At 41.2% G+C, this 19,527-nt stretch carries 21 protein-coding genes; 5 read left to right on the top strand and 16 right to left on the bottom strand.

Annotation, left to right across the window (positions count from 1 at the left end; all coding sequences use genetic code 11):
- Positions 1-6 precede the first annotated feature (6 nt).
- Positions 7-825, top strand: a complete 819-nt coding sequence (locus ACQY73_RS08040) for a UDP-2,3-diacylglucosamine diphosphatase (RefSeq protein ID WP_428663930.1) — start codon at positions 7-9, stop codon at positions 823-825.
- Positions 826-913: 88 nt separating this feature from the next.
- Here ACQY73_RS08040 and ACQY73_RS08035 read toward each other — a convergent pair whose 3' ends face one another.
- Together ACQY73_RS08035 and purE are read right to left on the bottom strand one after the other, a co-directional pair.
- Complete coding sequence (locus tag ACQY73_RS08035; RefSeq protein ID WP_428663927.1) at positions 914-1,642, bottom strand: LysM peptidoglycan-binding domain-containing protein; 729 nt, start codon at positions 1,640-1,642, stop codon at positions 914-916.
- 131 nt (positions 1,643-1,773) lie between these two features.
- Positions 1,774-2,268, bottom strand: coding sequence for a 5-(carboxyamino)imidazole ribonucleotide mutase (purE, locus tag ACQY73_RS08030; RefSeq protein ID WP_428663924.1), 495 nt, complete (start codon positions 2,266-2,268; stop codon positions 1,774-1,776).
- Between the two features lie 116 nt (positions 2,269-2,384).
- Here purE and ACQY73_RS08025 point away from each other — a divergent pair, with 116 nt between their 5' ends.
- Positions 2,385-3,323 carry a sterol desaturase family protein gene (locus ACQY73_RS08025; RefSeq protein WP_428663921.1) on the top strand — a complete coding sequence of 313 codons (939 nt, stop codon included), beginning with the start codon at positions 2,385-2,387 and terminating at the stop codon, positions 3,321-3,323.
- Here the strand turns inward: ACQY73_RS08025 and ACQY73_RS08020 are convergent.
- Together ACQY73_RS08020 and ACQY73_RS08015 are read right to left on the bottom strand one after the other, a co-directional pair.
- A complete protein-coding gene (locus ACQY73_RS08020) occupies positions 3,301-4,341 on the bottom strand; it encodes a LacI family DNA-binding transcriptional regulator (RefSeq protein WP_428663918.1) in 1,041 nt (346 codons plus the stop codon). The two genes, ACQY73_RS08025 and ACQY73_RS08020, sit on opposite strands and share 23 nt — an antisense overlap.
- A 117-nt stretch (positions 4,342-4,458) precedes the next feature.
- Positions 4,459-5,343 (bottom strand): inositol oxygenase family protein, encoded by an 885-nt coding sequence (locus tag ACQY73_RS08015; protein ID WP_428663915.1) that lies wholly within the window; start codon positions 5,341-5,343, stop codon positions 4,459-4,461.
- A 290-nt stretch (positions 5,344-5,633) separates the two neighbouring features.
- On the opposite strand from ACQY73_RS08015, the gene mce reads away from it, so the two are divergent.
- Together mce and ACQY73_RS08005 are read left to right on the top strand one after the other, a co-directional pair.
- On the top strand, positions 5,634-6,038 hold the full coding sequence (mce, locus tag ACQY73_RS08010) for a methylmalonyl-CoA epimerase (protein ID WP_428663912.1): 405 nt from the start codon (positions 5,634-5,636) through the stop codon (positions 6,036-6,038).
- A 91-nt stretch (positions 6,039-6,129) separates the two neighbouring features.
- A complete protein-coding gene (locus ACQY73_RS08005; RefSeq protein ID WP_428663909.1) occupies positions 6,130-6,792 on the top strand; it encodes a lysoplasmalogenase in 663 nt (220 codons plus the stop codon).
- Between the two features lie 68 nt (positions 6,793-6,860).
- Here ACQY73_RS08005 and ACQY73_RS08000 read toward each other — a convergent pair whose 3' ends face one another.
- From ACQY73_RS08000 to ACQY73_RS07990, 3 genes are all read right to left on the bottom strand, one after another.
- A complete protein-coding gene (locus ACQY73_RS08000) occupies positions 6,861-7,982 on the bottom strand; it encodes a hybrid sensor histidine kinase/response regulator (RefSeq protein WP_428663906.1) in 1,122 nt (373 codons plus the stop codon).
- A gap of 450 nt (positions 7,983-8,432) precedes the next feature.
- Positions 8,433-8,687, bottom strand: a complete 255-nt coding sequence (locus ACQY73_RS07995; protein WP_428663903.1) for a hypothetical protein — start codon at positions 8,685-8,687, stop codon at positions 8,433-8,435.
- A 538-nt stretch (positions 8,688-9,225) separates the two neighbouring features.
- Positions 9,226-9,417: a cold-shock protein gene (locus tag ACQY73_RS07990; protein ID WP_428663900.1), complete on the bottom strand. Its 192-nt coding sequence runs from the start codon at positions 9,415-9,417 to the stop codon at positions 9,226-9,228.
- 164 nt (positions 9,418-9,581) lie between these two features.
- Between ACQY73_RS07990 and ACQY73_RS07985 the strand changes: the two genes are divergently transcribed.
- A complete protein-coding gene (locus ACQY73_RS07985) occupies positions 9,582-12,041 on the top strand; it encodes an alpha/beta hydrolase-fold protein (RefSeq protein WP_428663897.1) in 2,460 nt (819 codons plus the stop codon).
- A gap of 63 nt (positions 12,042-12,104) precedes the next feature.
- Here ACQY73_RS07985 and ACQY73_RS07980 read toward each other — a convergent pair whose 3' ends face one another.
- From ACQY73_RS07980 to ACQY73_RS07940, 9 genes are all read right to left on the bottom strand, one after another.
- Positions 12,105-12,458: a heavy-metal-associated domain-containing protein gene (locus tag ACQY73_RS07980; protein WP_428663894.1), complete on the bottom strand. Its 354-nt coding sequence runs from the start codon at positions 12,456-12,458 to the stop codon at positions 12,105-12,107.
- Positions 12,459-12,520: 62 nt separating this feature from the next.
- Positions 12,521-14,839: a TonB-dependent receptor gene (locus tag ACQY73_RS07975; RefSeq protein ID WP_428663891.1), complete on the bottom strand. Its 2,319-nt coding sequence runs from the start codon at positions 14,837-14,839 to the stop codon at positions 12,521-12,523.
- A 91-nt stretch (positions 14,840-14,930) separates the two neighbouring features.
- A complete protein-coding gene (locus tag ACQY73_RS07970; RefSeq protein ID WP_428663888.1) occupies positions 14,931-15,497 on the bottom strand; it encodes a helix-turn-helix domain-containing protein in 567 nt (188 codons plus the stop codon).
- A gap of 82 nt (positions 15,498-15,579) precedes the next feature.
- Positions 15,580-16,026: an HYC_CC_PP family protein gene (locus tag ACQY73_RS07965; protein ID WP_428663885.1), complete on the bottom strand. Its 447-nt coding sequence runs from the start codon at positions 16,024-16,026 to the stop codon at positions 15,580-15,582.
- A 118-nt stretch (positions 16,027-16,144) separates the two neighbouring features.
- Positions 16,145-16,489 (bottom strand): 50S ribosomal protein L20, encoded by a 345-nt coding sequence (gene rplT / locus ACQY73_RS07960; protein ID WP_013930989.1) that lies wholly within the window; start codon positions 16,487-16,489, stop codon positions 16,145-16,147.
- Positions 16,490-16,646: 157 nt separating this feature from the next.
- The gene (gene rpmI / locus ACQY73_RS07955; protein ID WP_013930988.1) at positions 16,647-16,841 is read right to left on the bottom strand and encodes a 50S ribosomal protein L35; all 195 of its coding nucleotides are present in this window, start codon (positions 16,839-16,841) and stop codon (positions 16,647-16,649) included.
- 120 nt (positions 16,842-16,961) lie between these two features.
- Positions 16,962-17,492, bottom strand: coding sequence for a DUF6702 family protein (locus tag ACQY73_RS07950; RefSeq protein WP_428663881.1), 531 nt, complete (start codon positions 17,490-17,492; stop codon positions 16,962-16,964).
- Between the two features lie 70 nt (positions 17,493-17,562).
- Complete coding sequence (gene rseP / locus ACQY73_RS07945; RefSeq protein ID WP_428663878.1) at positions 17,563-18,870, bottom strand: RIP metalloprotease RseP; 1,308 nt, start codon at positions 18,868-18,870, stop codon at positions 17,563-17,565.
- Positions 18,871-18,934: 64 nt separating this feature from the next.
- The gene (locus tag ACQY73_RS07940) at positions 18,935-19,525 is read right to left on the bottom strand and encodes a Uma2 family endonuclease (RefSeq protein ID WP_428663875.1); all 591 of its coding nucleotides are present in this window, start codon (positions 19,523-19,525) and stop codon (positions 18,935-18,937) included.
- Positions 19,526-19,527: the final 2 nt, after the last annotated feature.

Here is a 19,527-nt window from a genome sequence, read left to right as displayed (position 1 = left end):
GAGTACATGAAAAGCAACATACATTTCCGCACGATTGTCATCTCTGACCTTCACTTAGGAACGAAAGGGTCCAAAGCGAAAGAAGTAACAAACTTCTTGAAACAATATAAATGCCAAAAACTGATCCTCAACGGAGATATCATTGACGGATGGCAGCTGAAAAAATACGGTGCCTGGAAGAAAAAACATACCGCTTTTTTCAAAACTGTCCTGAAAATGATGGATGATTATGATACAAAAGTAATTTATCTGCGGGGAAACCATGACGACTTTTTGGACCAGATCATGCCGCTTCGTTTGGGTAAGCAGTTTCAGATCCGTAAGGATTACATTCTTAAATCGGGCTCAAAGCGTTATTATATTACCCACGGCGATGTTTTTGACAGTATCACCACCAATCTCAAATGGTTGGCCTACTTAGGGGATATTGGCTATACTTTTTTATTGTGGGTCAATAAGCTGTATAATCATTATCGTGCTTGGCAGGGAAAGCCTTATTATTCGTTGTCACAGGTGATAAAGCAAAAGGTCAAAGCGGCGGTGAGCTATATTTCTGATTTTGAAGAAAAACTCACTGAGCTTGCACGCTCACGTAATTGCGATGGAATCATTTGCGGGCACATCCATCAGCCCGCTATTCGTCAAATAGGGGAGTTGATCTACATGAATTCGGGTGACTGGGTAGAGTCGCTGAGTGCTTTGGTGGAAGACCACAACGGAAACTGGAGTCTGATGTATTACAATGAGCAGGACGTAAAATCATCCGAAGAACCAACTATTTCCGAGTTTTTTGGCCGAAAAGAGCGCTTGGCGCAGGTAAGTTAAACGTCAATCAACCGGCCGTTGAATAAGCAAAAAGCGGCCTGTTGCCTGTCCAACGACCAACTTATACATTTTTTGCCCAAACTAACGCTTATTTTTTCTCAGGAAAAGGAATAATAAGTTTCTCGCCTCGTTCTGTAAAATTCTTGGTCTTTTTGTTGGCCGCCATTAATTGCTGTACCGTTACACCGTACTTCTCAGCCACAACGCGTAGAATATCACCGGGACCAACAGTATGCACTGCCTGAACACGAACTTTGATACGCGTTACGCCTGATTTTACATCGGTGGTTTCGTCTTTAATGACCGGGTTAAGCCCTTTAAGGGTAGCGCTTTTCAGATTATAGCGATTGGCAATCCCGTAGAATGTTTCTCCGCTCTGAACTGTATGCGTAATTTCCACACCTCCGGGATTCACAGCTACCGGCGCAGGTGTTTCTTTTGGTTTTTCAGGGGCTTTTTCTTCGGGCTTTTTGGGCTCATCTTCGTCCGTTGGGCGAGTAGTTGGAGTTACAACTTCTTCATCTTTGGCAGAAGCAGTCGGTTTATCATCTTTCGCTTCAGAATCACTTTCGGTGTCTTTTGATGCTGCAGGCGTAGTTGACAACTGATCGTTTTCGTTAGGAATAGGCTGTAATTCCCGGCCGGTGGTATCTAAAGGCGTATTCAGGAGTTGGTCTACATCGGCAGCGTCGTCGGCAATGTACTCATACCCAACGTATAAAAGTCCGGCAATCATCAAAACCAATACTCCTAACGAAAGATAAGGCAACTTTGACGATTCTTCAGGGCGACGATTTCTGTTTTCGTTCTCTGACATTTGATTTGGTAGTGTTTTAGTCGATTTACAAAGCGTAAAGGTTATGCTTTATAGCCATAAAACCCCGACTTTGTAAAATCTAATTTAAAAATATAGTTAAATTTTGTGCCATACAATATCGCACATCATTATCATTTCAGCGCATTGATTTTTTGAGCTTCCAGGCTCATTTCCGCCACTTTGTCTTTAAGTGCTTCTTTGTACTCTTCAAGTTTGGTGCCAACAATTACATCTGAAGCACCAATGATCTGAGCGGCCAAAATTCCCGCGTTGCGGGCGCCGTTTAAAGCTACCGTTGCTACGGGAACCCCCGAAGGCATTTGTAAAATGGAGAGGACAGAATCCCATCCATCTATGGAGTTGCTGCTTTTGACGGGTACACCTATGACAGGTAATGTAGTCAGCGAAGCGACCATACCGGGCAGGTGAGCGGCACCGCCTGCGCCTGCAATAATTACTTTCAGACCGCGAGTGCGGGCAGATTTGCCATATTCGACCATTTTTTCGGGGGTCCGATGGGCAGAAACAATATCTATTTCGTAATCAATTCCAAATTCTTTTAAAATATCGGCAGCCTCCTGCATTACTTTTAAATCTGAAATGCTGCCCATTATAATTCCTACCATGTGATTTTCGTCAGGATTTTTGCTATAATACGTCGTTTCGTTGGGTTTGTCAACTTTACCGTATTAAATATGTTTTGTTTTTGCGTAAATTGCCCCGCAAAAATAGTATTTTTCTAATGAGTAACGAATTAGAACAAGCGTTAATTCAACTTACGACCCCACTTTATGCACTCCTAATTGGATTGGAGGCATTGCTGAGCCATTGGCAACACCGTCAATATTATACCTGGCGTGATACGATCACCAATTTCTTATTAATGCTTTTTAACGGAGGTATTGATTTGGCCTTCAGGGTGGTTTATGTTGTCATTTTAACTTGGTTTTATCAGTACCACTTTACCGAAATTACCAACGTTTACGGCTATTGGTTATTGCTGTTTTTGGCCGAAGATTTTCTGTTTTACGTATTACACGTTGTAGATCATTACTGTCGTTTATTTTGGGCGGTTCACGTTACGCACCATTCTTCCGACTTTTTTAATCTTACGACCGGTTTTCGATCTTCCGTATTTCAGCCGTTGTATCGTTTTGTTTACTTTATTCCTTTGGTTTTGTTAGGTTTTCGCCCCGCTGATATTATCTTTATGTATGCTATTACACAAATCTATGGCATCATTGTACATACCAATTATGTGGGGAAATTGGGAGTTTTGGAATATATTCTGGTTACACCTTCGCACCACCGCGTCCATCATGCTTCCAATATTGAGTATTTGGACAAAAATATGGGTATGTGCCTTATTGTTTGGGACAAGCTTTTTGGTACTTTTCAGCCCGAAGATGCAGACATTCCTTTAAAGTATGGTTTAACGACACCTCTTGCACAACGCGGAATCGGTCATACTGTTTTTCATGAATGGAAGGCCATTGCCAATGACCTGCGCCGTAAGGTAGATTGGAAAACCAAACTTAAATATGTATTGAATCCGCCGGGCTGGTCGCACGATGGAAGCACGAAGACCAGTAATCAATTGAGAGAAACACTGGCCTCCGGTGCACAGCAGGACGTGACAAATGCAACGGTTGAACTATCTAAAGATTTACTCTCAAAGTAGACTCCCGAACGATCAGTGACGAAGACAAAACAATGTTTTCAACAGGTAAATGCGTAGAAGAGTCCTTTAATTGACCCAAAAAAATTCGCGAAGCCTCCGTTCCGATCTGTTTTCCGGGACGTTTTACGGTGGTAAGTGTGGGTTGAATGTAAGCCGATATGGGCGAATCATCAAATCCGACAATGGCAACTTGGTTGGGCACTTCAAATCCTTTTTCCCGCACTACATACATGGCTCCAATGGCTACCTGATCGTTTACTCCGAAAATACCGTCGGGAGGTTGTGGTAATTCCATGAGACGTTGAGTGGGAATAATCGCGCTTTCCACACCAAAATTGGTCGTTACGATCAGGTCTTCGTTTAAAGGGATCCGGTATTTTTCCAGACAATCAATATAGCCTTTGTAACGCTGTTCGGTTACCGCCAGACCGTGGGGGCCTTTTAGATGGGCAATTCGTTGACATCCCATTTTGATCAAATGCTCGGTGGCGGCAAAAGCGCCATAATAGTCGTCAATAGTAACGCGGCAGGCTTCAAACCCTTCGTATTCCCGGTCAATAAAGATAAGGGGTACCTTGCGTTGGATGATACTTTCGAGGTGTTCATAATGGCCTGAGTCGTACGTTTCCTGTGAGACAGACAAAAATATCCCTTCCACGCGGTTGGCTAACAGTTTGTCAACGTATTCTTTTTCAAGAAGATAGCTTTCGTTACTTACGCAAATATTCATCAAGTACCCCAAGGGTTGAAGGATGGATTGTAAACCCTCAATAATGGCAGTTTCGTGCTGGTGGTTGAGCGTGGGAACAATGACCCCCAAGGTGCCGGTGCGTTTATTAAGAAGACTCAACGAGACCGAATTACGTTGGTATCCTACTTTTTGGGCGTATTCCTGAAGATTACGGCGCGTATCTTCGTTGATCAAAGGGTGATTGTTTAAAGCTCTCGATACAGTAGAGGGAGAACATTTGAACTTTCGGGCAATATCCTTAATGGTAACGGGGCGATCAGTAGCCATGGCAATTTAAACATAGGAGGTCTTACTAATATAACGCATTTTGTTGAACAGCAAGTCTCTCTTCACCGAATTAACGTATAAAAACAAAAGAGCGGTCTTAAAAACCGCTCTTTTGTTTTAGAATTTCAAGGTTGCCGGCAAATACTTGGCGGCCAGATCCTCGTAATAAGGACGAAGCTCTTTCCAGTTGGGAACATTAGGAGACTTCGTATATAAATCGTATGGATTGAAAAGCTTTACGTATTTAAAATACTCGTGATCGTGCTCATCCATCAGGTGATTGTACGCCTGCTCACGGTGCTGAGCATAGAATGAGTGATAACGGATCATATACAAAGCCGATTCGGGCAAGTAATTTTTGGTCATTTGGTACAAATATTCATCATGCCCCCATGACATGTGTACATTACGTAAGCCACAATTAGGCTCATATACGCCGTATTTTGTGTTGTAACGCTCATCGTAGGTATCAGGATTGGCGGCAAAGAACTCAGGAAAAACAATTTTGTCTGAATGCTTACAACCCACCGGGAAAGTATCTCCTACGACGGCCCATTGAGGTTCTCCAAACAGACAAAGCACCTTGCCCATGTCGTGCAGCAAACCGGTCAATACAAACCAGTCAGGATGGCCGTCGGCGCGAATGGCTTCGGATGTTTGAAGGAGGTGTTGGAGTTGATCAAGGTCGATGTCCGGATCTGAATCATCCACCAACGTATTAAGGAAGTCAAATGAATCCCAAAGGGTCATTTCCTTCTTATCAAATTTTAGAAAGTCACGTTCTTTCTCCATCACAAAATCATAGGTCTGATACTTGTGATTGAGGCGATAAAACTCCGTCACGGTGTCGCGGGCGGGGCTATCATAATTACGGAATTCTTCTTTGGTTTTTGCCTGAGCGATACTGTCAGGGTCGGGATAACGAACTAAAAGATCATCTTCCCACTCATCCAAACTCGCCAAGGGAGCTATTTCGGCGTTGCTATAAGATGTTGCGTTCATGAGTATATATAAAAGTAAATAGAAGTTGAAAACCTATAACTCAACAAATATACATTATTAAGTTTTGAAGAAATCAACCTTTTGTCGTAAAAATACATGCAAACGTTTGAAATAATTTGAAGCTCCGATTTCCGCTTTGTCTTAAAGTAGATTTTGCATAAAGCAACCCTTTGAGAGCAAATTGAGATCAATAACGGTGAGGCAACGAGGAAAAGAACTACGAATAGGTTTTGGCTCATTTGCTCATTATTGTCAATATTGTTCCGGAGTTGCTGAAAAATTAAAAACGTATGTTTGTTAACGTAGAACACATTGGAATAGCGGTCAAAAACATTGCTGCTTCCGACGAATTATTTTCTAAACTTTTCAGTATCCAACCTTACAAACACGAGGCGGTAGAGTCGGAGGGAGTAACTACTTCTTTTTTTAAAATTAATGAAACAAAAATAGAATTGCTGGAAGCCACAAATCCCGAGAGTGCTATTGCAAAATTTATTGAGAAAAAGGGAGAAGGGGTTCATCATGTGGCGTTTGAGGTAGCGGATATTGTATCGGAAATGCAGCGCCTTAAAAACGAAGGTTTTGTGCTGCTGAATGAAACGCCCAAGCAAGGTGCTGATAATAAACTGGTTTGCTTTCTGCATCCCAAAAGCACTAATGGTGTATTGATTGAGCTTTGTCAGGAAATAATGTAGGGGCAGGCTTCACGTTTGCCCTTTGTATGCGGTTTCGGGCAGACGTAAAGTCTGCCCCTACGGGTTGGATTTGTTTGTTTTTAATAAAAATATGCGTTTAAAACTACTTATTTATTCGGTCATTGTGGTGGCCGAAATTGCCTGTGGCTATGCCGGAGTTTGGGTAGGAGTTTATGTATTAAAGCCCCTTATTATGCTCTCGCTGCTGTTTTGGGCAAGAGAATACCGAAAGTCATATCCTTTGTTATGGATAGGAATGTGGTTTGGGCTTGGCGGTGATGTATTTCTGATGATTCGCGAAAAAGACCTTTTTGTGGCCGGATTGGGTTCTTTTCTGGTCATGCAAATTTTCTATATTCTGGCTTTCAGAAATACATTTACTACCGAAGGAAAAACGCAATTGCGGCCTGTGTGGTGGTGGCTGACATTGCCCTTTGCCATGTATGCAATGGCTTTTCTAATGATGTTGCATCAACCTTTAACGCAAAATCCTGCTACACAAGGGCTATGGATTCCTGTGGTTGCGTATGGTATTTGTTTGTGTACCATGGGGGCAGCGGCGGCTCTTCGAAGAGGTTCGGTCAATACGATAAGTTATAGTTGGGTGTTGGCGGGAGCGGTGTTGTTTATCGCTTCTGATTCGGGGATTGCGATCAATAAGTTTTTGCAGCCTTTCGAATCTTCTTCTCTCTTTATCATGACCACTTATGCCGCCGCGCAGTGGCTGATCGTGTGGGGCATGGTGAAAAAGTGAAGCGTCCTTTAGGGTAAATGCTGATGTCTTTTACGTCGGGTTGTTATGAACTTAGGTCTATAAACGTTTCAAGTGCGTAGATTCATTTTATGGATTTGAAAAACAATCGTTACAACAGTGAAACCGTCTTTGCTGTCTATTTCAAACTGCCCTTTATTGATTGTGACTAATTCCTGCGCAATCCATAATCCTAACCCAAGGCCTTGTTGCTCATATTTTTCTCTCTCAAATTGAATATAAGGCCCTGTTTGTTGAATGTGATCCTGTTTAAATTCTCTCCCTTGATTTTTGATACTTAACGTGTACGTATTTTCAGTTTTCTTTCCAATGATTTCTATAGAAGTCTCATCGTCGGAAAATTTGAAGGCATTTTCAATTAACTCTTCCAGAATTTTTTTTAGGTTCGTTTCTGAAATAGCAATATTGGCTTTTTCTATTGACACAGAAAAAAAAGTTTTACGTACAAAATTAATTTCATATTGATGAGCCAATGTTGAAGTAAATTGAATTACCCAATATTCTTCAATGAGCGCATGCCCGGTCGTATATTGATTATACCAATTGCTTGATGGCTCAAGTTGTTGTAAAAGAAAATGCAATTGAGTATTGTCCAGTGTCTTCTTTAAACGAATGCATGAGATCGTAATTAATTCAAGCATTGACAAAGTCTCCTCTTTATTAAAAGAATAATAATGATCTGACAGCAGATGTAAGAACCCCATTATACTGCTCAATGGTGTATTATATTCATGCGTTGAGACTTTGTTAAGGCTGCATTGATATTCTTTGATCCGGGCATTTAATTCTTCTTTTCGTATTCTTTCCCGTTTTAAGCGACTTTCAATGGTGGCAATCAATTCAGAAAAATTAAAGGGTTTTGTTAAATAATCATCAGCGCCTATCAACATTCCTTCACGTATTTCGGCAGGGTTGGCCATAGAAGTCAAAAAAATGAATGGAGTATTTGCCTGAGAAGTGGAGCTTCGAAGGGTTTTAAGTACCTGATAACCATTCATAACAGGCATCATAATATCACACACAATGACATCGGGTTTAAAGACCAATGTTTGAGAGATACCGTCACTGCCATTATTTGCTGTTTTTACCTCATAACCGGAAAGCGATAACATTTCGGCTATATTTTCTCGAATAGCATCTTCATCTTCTATGATTAAAACTTTAGTAGCCATAAGAGTTTTTTCGTTCAATACACAACCATGCTTATAAAATATGCCCCCGTTAAAACCTGTTGAGTATAATTTATGAGAACACGAGTCTTCGTAAGTAGTTGATTATAATTAAGATTTTTACCGTTAATAAAGAAATGAGTGTTGTCAATTTTGTATCCGATCTGCCTTGGCGGATAATTACAATAGCATTAATAAACTCCCCAACGTGGAATATAGTATACTATTTTTAAAAATAGCACAAGTTTTTAACTGTAAAAGGCATATAACTCCATAGAGTTTTGCACTAAACAACTTGCTGAAAATTGTAACCTGATAAGAACGAATTTGCATTGAATACAAAAAATATCAGCATGTTTAAAATATTGTAATTTCTTATTAAATAACCTGTTTTTGTTTTTAATAGATTTTTTGATAGACATCATTTTATGATGTTTGAGCGGTTTTGCCCTACTAACTAATGCCCGAAATAAATGCTTTTATGGTAAAAATATTGTTAATTTTTTCGCCTTGTTCTGTTGTCTCAATAAGGCAAAAAGTATTGCAGAAAGGTTGATTATTTATTGTTGTTTTCTGGTACATAAGTGGGATACCTTTTTCAGTTAAGCACCATACATTATTTTCCCCTTTTTTCATGTTTATAATCTGAAAATTTTTATTTTCTGCAACAAGTTCAGCAACTTTTACCCAGATCATTTTAGTATTCATGGGAGGTGAGATTTATAGGTTAACGACGAATATAGGGTTGAAAAGTTTCCTTCACATACTGATTATACAATGATTTATACGTATTTTAGGTACTTTACAATGAGTATATAGGAACTATCAAATAGTTAGTGCGCTTATTGATAATATGGCCGAATTTCCTGTTGGTAATGCAAGAGTCTGTTCGTTTGCTAAATAAAGCAAAAATAGTGATATGTTTAACCAATATACGTTATGTTATTTACGAAGTACTTAAAACCTCAATTTTTTTTAATCTAAGCCTTTATAAGTCATGTTTTTAGCACTATTATGTGATACCAAACAGTGCATCCATTTCAGATAATGTATATTACCGACGATTCAATTCAGATATACGGATTTTGATGGCTTGAAGTTGCTGCTGATGCTTATTTTTTTGTATTGGAAGACAATAAAAACATGGTAGGCTGTAAAACGAAGAAAGCCGGATAAATAATGCAAAAAGAAAGCCGATTCCTGTGAAGGAACCGGCTTTCTTACATAATGATTTTTATGAATAAAATTAGATAACTTTTACGTTAACTGCATTTAACCCTTTTTTACCATTTTCGACATCATAAGACACATTGTCATTTTCACGAATATCTTCTGTAAGACCTGTTACGTGTACAAAAATGTCTTGACCTCCGTTTGTTGGAGTTATAAAACCAAATCCTTTGGTATCATTAAAAAACTTTACTACGCCTTCTTGCATTATTTTTTCTTTAAAGTATTAGGATATAAAGGTACGATATAGTATTCAATAAACCTAATAAAAGCGTAAGTACTTCAAATTTGTGTGTAGAGTGGCACACAGGTTATGGGTAAAAAAATTATATTTGTTACTATTTTAAAAAAAATTAAAAACTCAACCCGCTTATGAATAAGCCTTTTTACCTGCTCATTTTTGCGTTTATTTTTATTATTAGCTTAAGCCATGCGCAAACTGTTCGCCCATTTACTGAAGGTTTGGTTGTTGGCCCTTGCCATCAATACGGAAGAGAAGCCATATATACTGACCAAATAACCTACCAACTGATCAAAAAAACGTTTGTTACTCCTACCGAAGGCAAAAGCGTTCTGACAGATGCGCAAGGAAAAGAACTGAAGTGGCAGAGTATTATGGCTGATACATCGCGTCGTTTTCGGCACTCGGCTTTGTCCAACGGGTATCTTTATTTAACGTATACTTCTCCTAAAGAAACAATGGCGTTGTTGCATTTGGCCGGACATGCAGGAGCGTATTTTAACGGCGTTCCTCGTGGAGGCGATGCCAATCACTATGGTTATATGTATAGTCCCGTCAAACTTAAAAAAGGATTGAACGAAGTATTGGTAAGAGTGGGGAACGGCGGAAGATTTCAGGGCGTTTCGGCCAATTTGGTATTTCCTGATAAAAATATACTGCTCAGCACTCCGGACATGACACTGCCAAATATAGTACTATCAGAGAACAATGAGCAGCTTTTAGGCGCAATCGTATTGTTAAATTTAACTGAAAAACCGTTGGCTGATTTACGAATTCGGGCCGTTATACAAGGCAAAGAAATCATTACGGAAGTACCCATGGTTACAGCGCTGAATTCCCGAAAAGTAGGTTTTAAAATGGATGCAGGTGCGGTGCAGCAAAAAGGAGAGGTAAGCTGCGAACTCTCGTTGCTGCAAAACGGAAAAGTAATTGATCAAAAGTCCATTCCGCTACAGGCGGTGTTGCCCAATGATCATTACAGTAATACTTTTATTAGTGCTATTGATGGAAGTGTACAGTATTTTGGCGTAGCTCCGCAAAAAGGCGTGAAAACAGATACTGCTTCTTTGTTTCTGTCGGTGCATGGCGCGGGGGTAGAGGCAATTGGGCAGGCAAAGGCTTATAAGCCAAAGGAGTGGGGTACCTTGGTAGCTCCCACAAATCGCCGCCCAAGGGGATTCAATTGGGAAGATTGGGGGCGAATTGATGCGCTTGAAGTGCTGGAAGTTGCCCAAAAGAAATTCAATCCGCATCCTCAGAAGATATATCTGACGGGTCATTCAATGGGTGGCCACGGATCATGGTATCTGGGAGCAACCTATCCGGGCAAATGGGCAGGCGTAGCTCCCTGTGCAGGATATCCAACCTTAATGGGGTATGGCTCTGCCGACGGAAAAATTCCTGAAAACAGTACGAATGTGATTGAAAAAATGCTGCTTCGGGCGAGCAATCCAAGCAACGTAATGGCCTTAGCGCCCAATTATAAAGCAAGCGGTATTTATGTGCTGCATGGCGATGCTGACCGTACTGTTTCGGTAGAATATGCCCGCACGATGCGCAATACATTGGGGGCTTTTCACAATGATTTTTCGTATTATGAATATCCGAACGGCTCGCATTGGTACGGCGATCACAGCGTAGACTGGCCCGCACTGTTTGACTTTTTTAAGTGGCATCGCAGCAAAAAATCGGACGAAGCAGAGGCGATTGATTTTACAACAGCTAATCCTGCCATTTCGGCACAGTACCTTTGGGCTGGAATTGAGCAGCAGGAAATCCCGCTGAATTACAGTCGAATTCAAGCAAAACGTAATACAAACAATAAAAGTATCATCATTACGACCGACAATGCACGAACAATGATGTTGTTGCCGGGCGCATTTTCCAAAGGGCAGGCATTTACAGTAAAAATAGATGAGGCCGAAGTTTGTACGGCTTGTATAATGGAAGATAAGCCGCTGTATTTCACTAAAAACGGCAAGTGGACTATGGCGGAGAAACCTGCTGTAACGCAACGAGGTTCACACCGAAACGGTACTTTTAAAGCGGCTTTCAATCATCGCATGGTATTCGTTTACGGAACTACAGGAACAAAAGAAGAAAACGAATGGGCGTATAATAAGGCACGTTATGACGCTGAAACGTGGTATTATCGGGGTAATGGTGCCGTAGATGTAATTCCCGACCGTGAATTCTCGCTTACGGGGTATGCAGACCGAGGAGTGATCTTATTTGGAAATGCTACAACAAATGCTGCCTGGAATTCCTTATTGCGCCAAAGCCCGATACAGGTTCAACGGGGAAGTATTAAAGTAGGAGAGGAGCAACTGACCGGCGATGACTTGGGCATTTATTTTACCTATCCGCGTCCGGACAGCCCTTTTGCATCGGTGGCGGTGGTGGCCGGGTCGGGTTTGCCGGGAATGTTGGCTACCGAATCAAATCAATATTTTACAGGAGGCAGCGGTTTTCCTGATTACTTTATTTTTGGTGCAGCTATGCTGAAAGATGGCGTAAAAGGGGTAAAACAGGCAGGCTTTTTTGACACTAATTGGCAGATTTCAAAAACAGATGCGGTGAAAGCACAGTAAACTGACTGATAGTGCAAATAAAAAATGACCCTTCCGGATTTTGCCGGAAGGGTCATTTTTTTGTTAGTGGGAATGAGTTTCATTTCCCTTCTGGCAACAGCTCGGCAATTTGTCATGCGCCGATTTGCTGCATTGGAGGTTGTCGGCATCATAACCTGTATCAGTAATTATCTTACGAATAGCCGCTTCGTCGGTTTTATTGGGGTTGTATTTAACCGTTACGACTTTATCTTCTAAGTTCAATACCGCTTCGGTGATTCCTTTACTTAGCGTTAAATTTTTTTCAATACGCTCCTTACATTCTTCGCATACGGCGGAAGTTTTAATTTTAACTTCTTTTTCTTTGCCGGGTTTGTTGGCTGTTGTGCTGAATACTACTCCCAGTATCAGCGCAAAAATTAGGGTTAACTGTTTCATTTGGTTGATTATAATTTATTTGTCTTTTTAATTTCTGGTCCTTCGAATTTGTGAAAACGTTTCTACTCTTTGACTTTAATTCGTATTCCTGCATAAATCACTCGTCCAACGACCGGACCCCATGTTTGTCCGGCATCAAAATACTTGCTGAAAGGGTCTTCAGGATGAATGATCGGATTGGGTTGTTTAAAATTTGCTAAATTTTCACCTCCCAAGTACACTTCAAATTTCCTGAATGCCCTGGATGCCTGTGCATTGATATTCATAAACGACTGAGAATATAAAATCGGCATAGGCTTGCGATCAATGGTTGCCTGCAATGATTTCATAGGATCTGTAATACGCGCTTTGCCATTCCATTGTACCGTTAGGTCCAGTTTCCATTTGTCGTACGGAAGGTTATAACCAATGTTGAATAATATGCGGTCATGCGGTACCATCATGCGTTGTTGTAGCGTCGAAGTTCCAAAAGGTTGTCCCATGGTTTGCCATACATCAAACAAACGATATGCCAATTTTACTTCCGTACGTTTTGATAATAATGTATTTAATTCGATTTGGAAACTATTGGAGTAAGACTTGCCTTTCAGATTGTAAAAATACAGGTGTGAAGCCAGCGTTGTAGCATGGTCGGTATCGGCAATGAGTTGATTTTGAAAATCGGTTCGGTAATAATCAAGCACCAGATCCCAATGCTTATCAAGCCAATGAAAAGTTTGCGTAAGGCTGATGCCGTAATTCCACGAAACTTCGGGCTGAATCCTTGTACCCCAATACGTTACATTTCGTCCACTCACTAAGTACCCATAATATTCGGCAAAAGCATTGGGCGTACGCTGACCACGACCTCCGGATATGCGCAGAACCGTATGTTCCAAGGGCTGCCAACGCACGTGCAAACGAGGTGTAACAAACGCTCCGAACAGATTGTGATAATCGGCGCGTAACCCGGCCACGAGCGTAAGTTTATCCAAATGGGTGTACGTGTATTCGAAAAAAGCTCCGGGAACCGACTCAGTACGGGTCATGAGGCTGTCTTTATATGTCTCGCGATAATCATCCAACATGTAGCTCAATCCCGTTTTGAACTGATGATTGGTGTTGTCAATGATGGATTGATAGATCAAATTTCCGTACAATGTCCGTTGGCGACCGTCGTAATTGGCAAATCCAAAGTAAGAATCGGCGTTGTGTTGCGAAGCATTCAATACAAACCCCAGACCTTTATAAGGTTTGTCCTGATACAGTTTGGCGATTTTAGAAAACAACTCAATGCGATTTGTTTGATTGCCGAACCCGTAAAATTTGGCCGTGCCGCGATGCTCTGAGGGGTAAAATCCCATTTGTCCGCCAATCCGATTATCGGTCAAGGCTTTTATACCAAACTGCGCCATGACTTTATCGCTTTTATATTGCCAACGATTTATGCCGTTGAACTGTGTATAAAGTGGCAGATCCATGAATCCATCGCCGTTGTGATCCACGCGATTTTGCAATGTACTTGCATGCGTTAGAAAACCTGTTGACCATTTATCGGACAACTTTCGGTTAATGTTTAAATTCACTTCGCCTCTTCCTAAGTGATTGAAGTAGGCATTGAAATACATTTTTTCGCGAACATCAGGCTTGATAAGTTCCACATTAATGGCTCCTGTCATGCTTTCATATCCGTTTACCACCGAGCCTGCTCCCTTGGCTACATCAATGGACTGGATCCAAGTACCGGGAATATAAGTTAGCCCAAAAGTAGAAGCCAATCCCCGCACGGTCGGAACATTTTCGACGTTGGTTTGCACGTATTGACCGCCTAATCCCAAAAACTGAATTTGTTTGGCTCCCGTTACCGCATCGCTGTAACTTACCGAAACCGAAGCGTTGGTTTCGAAACTTTCCGATAAGTTACAACAGGCGGCTTTGGCGAGTGCTTTGGTTGTAATGATCTCGGTTTGAATGGGATTCATGCGGTCGATTTGGGAAGACGTTCCCCGTACAACTACTTCTCCGAGTTGTCCTTCGGGTTTCATCACTATTTCAAAATTACTTTCAGAAGTGACTTTGATCGTATCTGTTTTAAAACCAATGTACCTTAAAACCATTCGATTTGACTTAGCGGAGCGGGCAATGTCAAATTTACCGGTCGAATCGGTGGCTGTTCCGAGTGAGGTCTCGGCCCAAAATACATTTACACCTACCAACGGCGCTTTTTTTCCTGCTTCGTTTCGCTCGAAAATCGTACCCGTCACCCGTTGGGCATTGAGCGTCATGAGCAGCGAAGGAGCGAAAATAAGGATTATTATTTGAGAGATTTTTTTCATTGCCTTTACTTTACTATCAATCTGTATCTCGACATCAGAGATCGTTGATTGAAAAATTGTTTTCATGATTGAGCTGATTTGTACACTGCAAAGGTACCGGGAAGCTGTCCGGAAAGTTTTACAAAATTCTCGTTACGTTTTACATCATTTTTGGAACTCATACTTTATCCAACGATCGCCGGTCTTTCGCCGAAGCAACTTTATACTGACTTGGCGTCAGCCCCGTTACTTTCTTGAATTGGTTAGACAAATGTGCTACACTGCTATATTGAAGTGAATCAGCAATTTGACTCAGGCTTTGCTCATCGTAAAGTAAAAGCTCTTTCACCCGTTCAATTTTTTGTCGAATGATGTACTGCTCAATGGTACTGTTCTCATGTTGAGAAAAAAGGGTACTTAAACCACTGTAATCGCGGTTTAATTTCTCCGATAAATAATCTGAATAATTACTTTTTAAGTAAGGATGCTCCCCATGAATTAACTCTACCAACAACGTTTTGATTTTCTCCACGATGCGGCCTTGTTTATCATCCAACAACTCAAAACCTACTTCGCTGAACGTTTGCTGTACTGTTTGCAGTTGTTGAGGGCTTAGAGGGTCGATGGTTTCAACTTCGCCGAGTTCAATGCTTTGTACCTTGGCACCGGCTTTTTCAAAGGCATCTTTGACCACAAGCTTGCAGCGGTCGCAGACCATATTTTTGATATGAAATAGCGTAGACATGATTCTGTTCTTTTTTGATAAAATCTATAAACAAATTTGCCTGTAAGAATCATTCTTACAGGAATTGCAGTCTATAAGATTTCTAGATCAAAAAAGATTGGACGAAAGAAAGCAGGCTTCGCCCATGAAACAGTGAAGTAAAGGAAGATAGAGCCGTCGCAGCGTCGGTGCTCGTGGCAAACAACGCAATAATGGATTTAAATACAGCCATTAAAGCACCAATGAAGGCATCGCTGACAATCTGCAAAAACTTCGCTACCAATTGCGTAACGGATGACGAAACATCTACGTTTTCGTAACTCTGTTGGTCATCGCAGCAATTCTGTTTTTGAAAAGTAGCTTTGTCGGAAAGCGGCGCTTTAGCATTATTTTGTTGACAATTTTGTGTCCCTTCTTTTTGCAAAGCCGCTAAGTGGAGCGATTTTCCCCGCATGAGGCAGTGATGCTCGATCACACCAAAGCCTGTACTCGCTGCAAGTACAACGAAGGCCATGAATAGCGTGAGCGATCTGCGGAGGAATAGTTTCATTTATATCCGACAATAAATAGAAATATGGAAGTAAAGATAGGAAGTTTTTTATTTCCAAACGTCGGGAAGAGAAATTTTGTTTAAAAAAAAGCGGGACGTCTGTCCCGCTTTTTGTATACTACTTTACTTTTTCGACTACTGCCTTGAATGCCTCCGGATGATTCATTGCAAGATCAGCAAGTACTTTACGGTTCAGTTCGATACCTGCGGCGTGAACTTTACCCATCAAAGCAGAATAAGATAATCCTTCTTGACGAGCAGCAGCGTTGATACGCTGGATCCACAACGCGCGGAAATTTCTTTTCTTGTGTTTACGACCGGTGTACGCATAAACAAGCCCTTTTTCAACGGCGTTTTTTGCAACGGTCCAAACGTTTTTACGACGGCCATAATAACCTTTGGCCAATTTTAAGATTTTTTTGCGGCGAGCCCGCGAAGCGACGTGATTTACTGAACGTGGCATAATTTTAAACGTTTTTTGACGGCTGGTGGCTTCTGTTGAAGCACTTGTCAGACCAACAATCGGGTGAAACAATGAACCTGTGCCGAAGCACTTTTTTAGTTAAAAGTTATACGTGAATTGCTGAAAGAATAAGCAACAAACGTTTTTAACAGTTAACTCAAATCTTGAGCATCAATTTGATACGGTCAAGGTTTGTGTCATCAGCGATGGTAAAGCCAACAAGATTGCGTTTACGTTTCGTTGATTTTTTAGTCAAAATGTGACTGTGGAAAGCGTGTTTACGCTTGATTTTCCCGGTGCCGGTAAGCTTAAAACGCTTCTTGGCACTTGAGTGTGTTTTTACTTTAGGCATGATACTGAATCGTTTAAGATACTAAAAAAGTAAAGTTTTGGGGCGCAAAGGTAGTGATTTGCTGCTATAAATGCAACGAACCGTTTGATTTTAAGTAGTTAAAGCATCGGCATCTGTATTCTAGATACCCAAAGACAGCGTAGCCTCGTCTTTTTTGAAGATATAAGATTTCTTTTGACCTTGATAATTGAGATTGACCAAGTTGATCTGGTCCTCAAAAAGGTCGTGCATGATGGTATTTTGAAGTGAAAAACCCGTAATGGCTTCCTGAGTGGGAATTTCTATGTATATCCAAGTGGCATCGGCTTCCTGTTCTTTACCAACGTAAGAATACGTTTTCTTCTGTTTTTGTGAACTCACCAAAGCAAAATGTTTACGGATATATTTTTCAACCAACGGGTCGTTTTTGTCATTGTTGACCACCAGGATCTTTTGGCCGTTGTTATCTTTTGAAAGGGCTTTTTCCAGATCATCCGTAAAGACACGAATGCTTATCTCAAACGCTTTATCCTTTGCATTATAATCCATCCGTGTAATACTGGTGTGAAATTCGTGGAGATGAAAAGAGAATAATGACAGTGAGAGAAAAAGTACTGAAAACGGTATAAATTTAATCACGCAGAGGCGCAAAGCAGCAAAGTGATGGTTCATGACAACTTCTGTTTTTTTGCTCCTTTGCATCTTTGCGTGATTTTTTAAATAATGAAGTTTTGTTAGTTTACTAACGGAACAACTTGAAAATATCATTACCAAAGGCAAATACCATTAGGCCCAACAAAATGACCATACCCACTTTTTGAGCACCTTCCAAGAATCCATCGGAAGGTTTGTGGCCGGTCACCATTTCATAGATCAATAAAACGGAATGCCCACCATCCAATGCCGGAATCGGCAAGATGTTCATAAAAGCCAATACCATTGACAAAAGGCCGGTCAGGAACCAAAAACGGCCCCAATCCCAGATACCGCCAAACATTTGCGCAATACCGATAGGGCCGCTAAGTGCTTTGGAAGCAGAAACTTCACCACGGAATATCTTGCCAAAACCACGAATGTTATCCGTCACAACACTGAACGCTCTTCCTGCACCAATCGCAATGGATTCTCCAAAAGAATAATCAATGTGCGTAATTTTCAGATCTTTATCAGGATAAAAACCAATAGTACCTTCGGGAGATACTTTTACGGGCAACTGTATGGTTTGTCCGCCGCGCTCAACGGTTAGGGTTACGGCTTGATTTTTTGTTTTATCCAGTGCGTCCTGAATATCGTGGTAGAAATTGATGGGCGTTTCGTTAAGCTTCACAATTTTATCTCCCGGTTTCAATCCCGCTTTGGCTGCCGGCATGCCCGGTACCAATTCACCTATTTTAAAAGAAAAAATAGGGTCGATAAACTCGCCTGCATTCTTTTTATCGCTTATTTTCTCAATAAAGTTATTAGGAACATACACATCTACGCGTTGCCCTCCACGTTCTACGGTGTAGTAACTGTTGGTTTCCAGAAACACTTTACGTACTTCGGCAAAATCGTCAAACGCTTTTCCGTTGATCGCCACAATTTTGTCGCCTGTACGAAGCCCCATTTCATGCCCTAACTTATGAGCAACGATTCCGTATTTAACGTCTTTGGTAGCGATGTAATCATAACCTTCGTAATACGTGATGGCAATAAAAATGATCACTCCCGTAATTACGTTGACAATGATACCGCCAAGCATGACGATCAGGCGCTGCCAAGCCGGTTTGGCGCGGAATTCCCACGGTTGAGGTTCAGCAGATAGATTTTTGGTATCCAACGATTCATCCACCATTCCTGAAATCTTCACAAATCCACCAAGTGGTATCGCTCCCACACCGTATTCGGTTTCGCCGCGTTGAATGGACCATATTTTGGGAGGAAATCCGATGAAGTATTTTTCAACCCGCATTCCAAATATCTTGGCAGTGATGAGGTGTCCCCATTCATGTAGTCCCACTAAAATCGACAGTCCTAAAATCAACTGTCCAACCATTACTAAAATTTCCATTCTTTGCTTTTATGAGTTTGTTTAATTGTTCTGTTGTGCAACGTCGACTGTTTAACGTCATTTTTTATCCTATATCTTCAAAAACGGTTCTGAGATCAAGTTCTAATCCCTCTAACACCTCACCGCCGTTGATAATTCCAAACGGTTGTTTTTCAGGATTGGTATTTCGAGGTGTAAAAATCATGTAAGCTTTTTGGTTAGAATCTATCAGCCACCCCAATCGGCATCCATTAGAAATCCACTCCCGCATTTTATCTTCATGTTCTCCCCACGTATCTGATTCTGAAATAACCTCTATAACAAAATCAGGACAAATTGGAGCGAATTTTTTACGCAATTGGTGGGGTACCTTTTCCCAACGTTCACGACTGATCCACGCTACATCCGGCGATTTGATCGAGCTGTCAGGGAGCATAAACCCTGTAGAAGAAGGGAATACAAATCCGGTATTTTTTTTTCTGTTCCAAAGTTTTATTTCAACAAAAATTTCGCCATCATCATGGCCTCCGATACTTCCGGTTGGTGACATAAAAATAATTCTGCGGTATTTATCCCGTTCAAAATGCATTCCATTACGGCGATTTGCTTCGCAAAATTCGAAGAACTCATCGTCGTTCATGGTATCCATGGTGGGTATGTTCAGGACTTGGGGCATCG

Origin of the sequence: Runella sp., assembly GCF_965279615.1 — a bacterium.
Classification (GTDB): Bacteria; Bacteroidota; Bacteroidia; order Cytophagales; family Spirosomataceae; genus Runella.
Note: the sequence above shows the minus strand (reverse complement) of the source record. Positions and strands in the feature narration are given on the sequence as shown.

Bases quoted from the DNA above. Each gene is read 5' to 3' on its own strand.
- ACQY73_RS07975 (WP_428663891.1), bottom strand. From the start codon at position 14,839: ATGAAAACAATTTTTCAATCAACGATCTCTGATGTCGAGATACAGATT.
- purE (WP_428663924.1), bottom strand. From the start codon at position 2,268: ATGGTAGGAATTATAATGGGCAGCATTTCAGATTTAAAAGTAATGCAG.
- ACQY73_RS07985 (WP_428663897.1), top strand. From the start codon at position 9,582: ATGAATAAGCCTTTTTACCTGCTCATTTTTGCGTTTATTTTTATTATT.
- ACQY73_RS07990 (WP_428663900.1), bottom strand. From the start codon at position 9,417: ATGCAAGAAGGCGTAGTAAAGTTTTTTAATGATACCAAAGGATTTGGT.
- ACQY73_RS07940 (WP_428663875.1), bottom strand. From the start codon at position 19,525: ATGCCCCAAGTCCTGAACATACCCACCATGGATACCATGAACGACGAT.
- ACQY73_RS08040 (WP_428663930.1), top strand. From the start codon at position 7: ATGAAAAGCAACATACATTTCCGCACGATTGTCATCTCTGACCTTCAC.
- ACQY73_RS07980 (WP_428663894.1), bottom strand. From the start codon at position 12,458: ATGAAACAGTTAACCCTAATTTTTGCGCTGATACTGGGAGTAGTATTC.
- ACQY73_RS07995 (WP_428663903.1), bottom strand. From the start codon at position 8,687: ATGAATACTAAAATGATCTGGGTAAAAGTTGCTGAACTTGTTGCAGAA.
- mce (WP_428663912.1), top strand. From the start codon at position 5,634: ATGTTTGTTAACGTAGAACACATTGGAATAGCGGTCAAAAACATTGCT.
- rseP (WP_428663878.1), bottom strand. From the start codon at position 18,870: ATGGAAATTTTAGTAATGGTTGGACAGTTGATTTTAGGACTGTCGATT.
- ACQY73_RS07970 (WP_428663888.1), bottom strand. From the start codon at position 15,497: ATGTCTACGCTATTTCATATCAAAAATATGGTCTGCGACCGCTGCAAG.
- ACQY73_RS08000 (WP_428663906.1), bottom strand. From the start codon at position 7,982: ATGGCTACTAAAGTTTTAATCATAGAAGATGAAGATGCTATTCGAGAA.
- ACQY73_RS07965 (WP_428663885.1), bottom strand. From the start codon at position 16,026: ATGAAACTATTCCTCCGCAGATCGCTCACGCTATTCATGGCCTTCGTT.
- ACQY73_RS08025 (WP_428663921.1), top strand. From the start codon at position 2,385: ATGAGTAACGAATTAGAACAAGCGTTAATTCAACTTACGACCCCACTT.
- ACQY73_RS08035 (WP_428663927.1), bottom strand. From the start codon at position 1,642: ATGTCAGAGAACGAAAACAGAAATCGTCGCCCTGAAGAATCGTCAAAG.
- ACQY73_RS08015 (WP_428663915.1), bottom strand. From the start codon at position 5,343: ATGAACGCAACATCTTATAGCAACGCCGAAATAGCTCCCTTGGCGAGT.
- ACQY73_RS07950 (WP_428663881.1), bottom strand. From the start codon at position 17,492: ATGAACCATCACTTTGCTGCTTTGCGCCTCTGCGTGATTAAATTTATA.
- ACQY73_RS08005 (WP_428663909.1), top strand. From the start codon at position 6,130: ATGCGTTTAAAACTACTTATTTATTCGGTCATTGTGGTGGCCGAAATT.
- rplT (WP_013930989.1), bottom strand. From the start codon at position 16,489: ATGCCACGTTCAGTAAATCACGTCGCTTCGCGGGCTCGCCGCAAAAAA.
- ACQY73_RS08020 (WP_428663918.1), bottom strand. From the start codon at position 4,341: ATGGCTACTGATCGCCCCGTTACCATTAAGGATATTGCCCGAAAGTTC.
- rpmI (WP_013930988.1), bottom strand. From the start codon at position 16,841: ATGCCTAAAGTAAAAACACACTCAAGTGCCAAGAAGCGTTTTAAGCTT.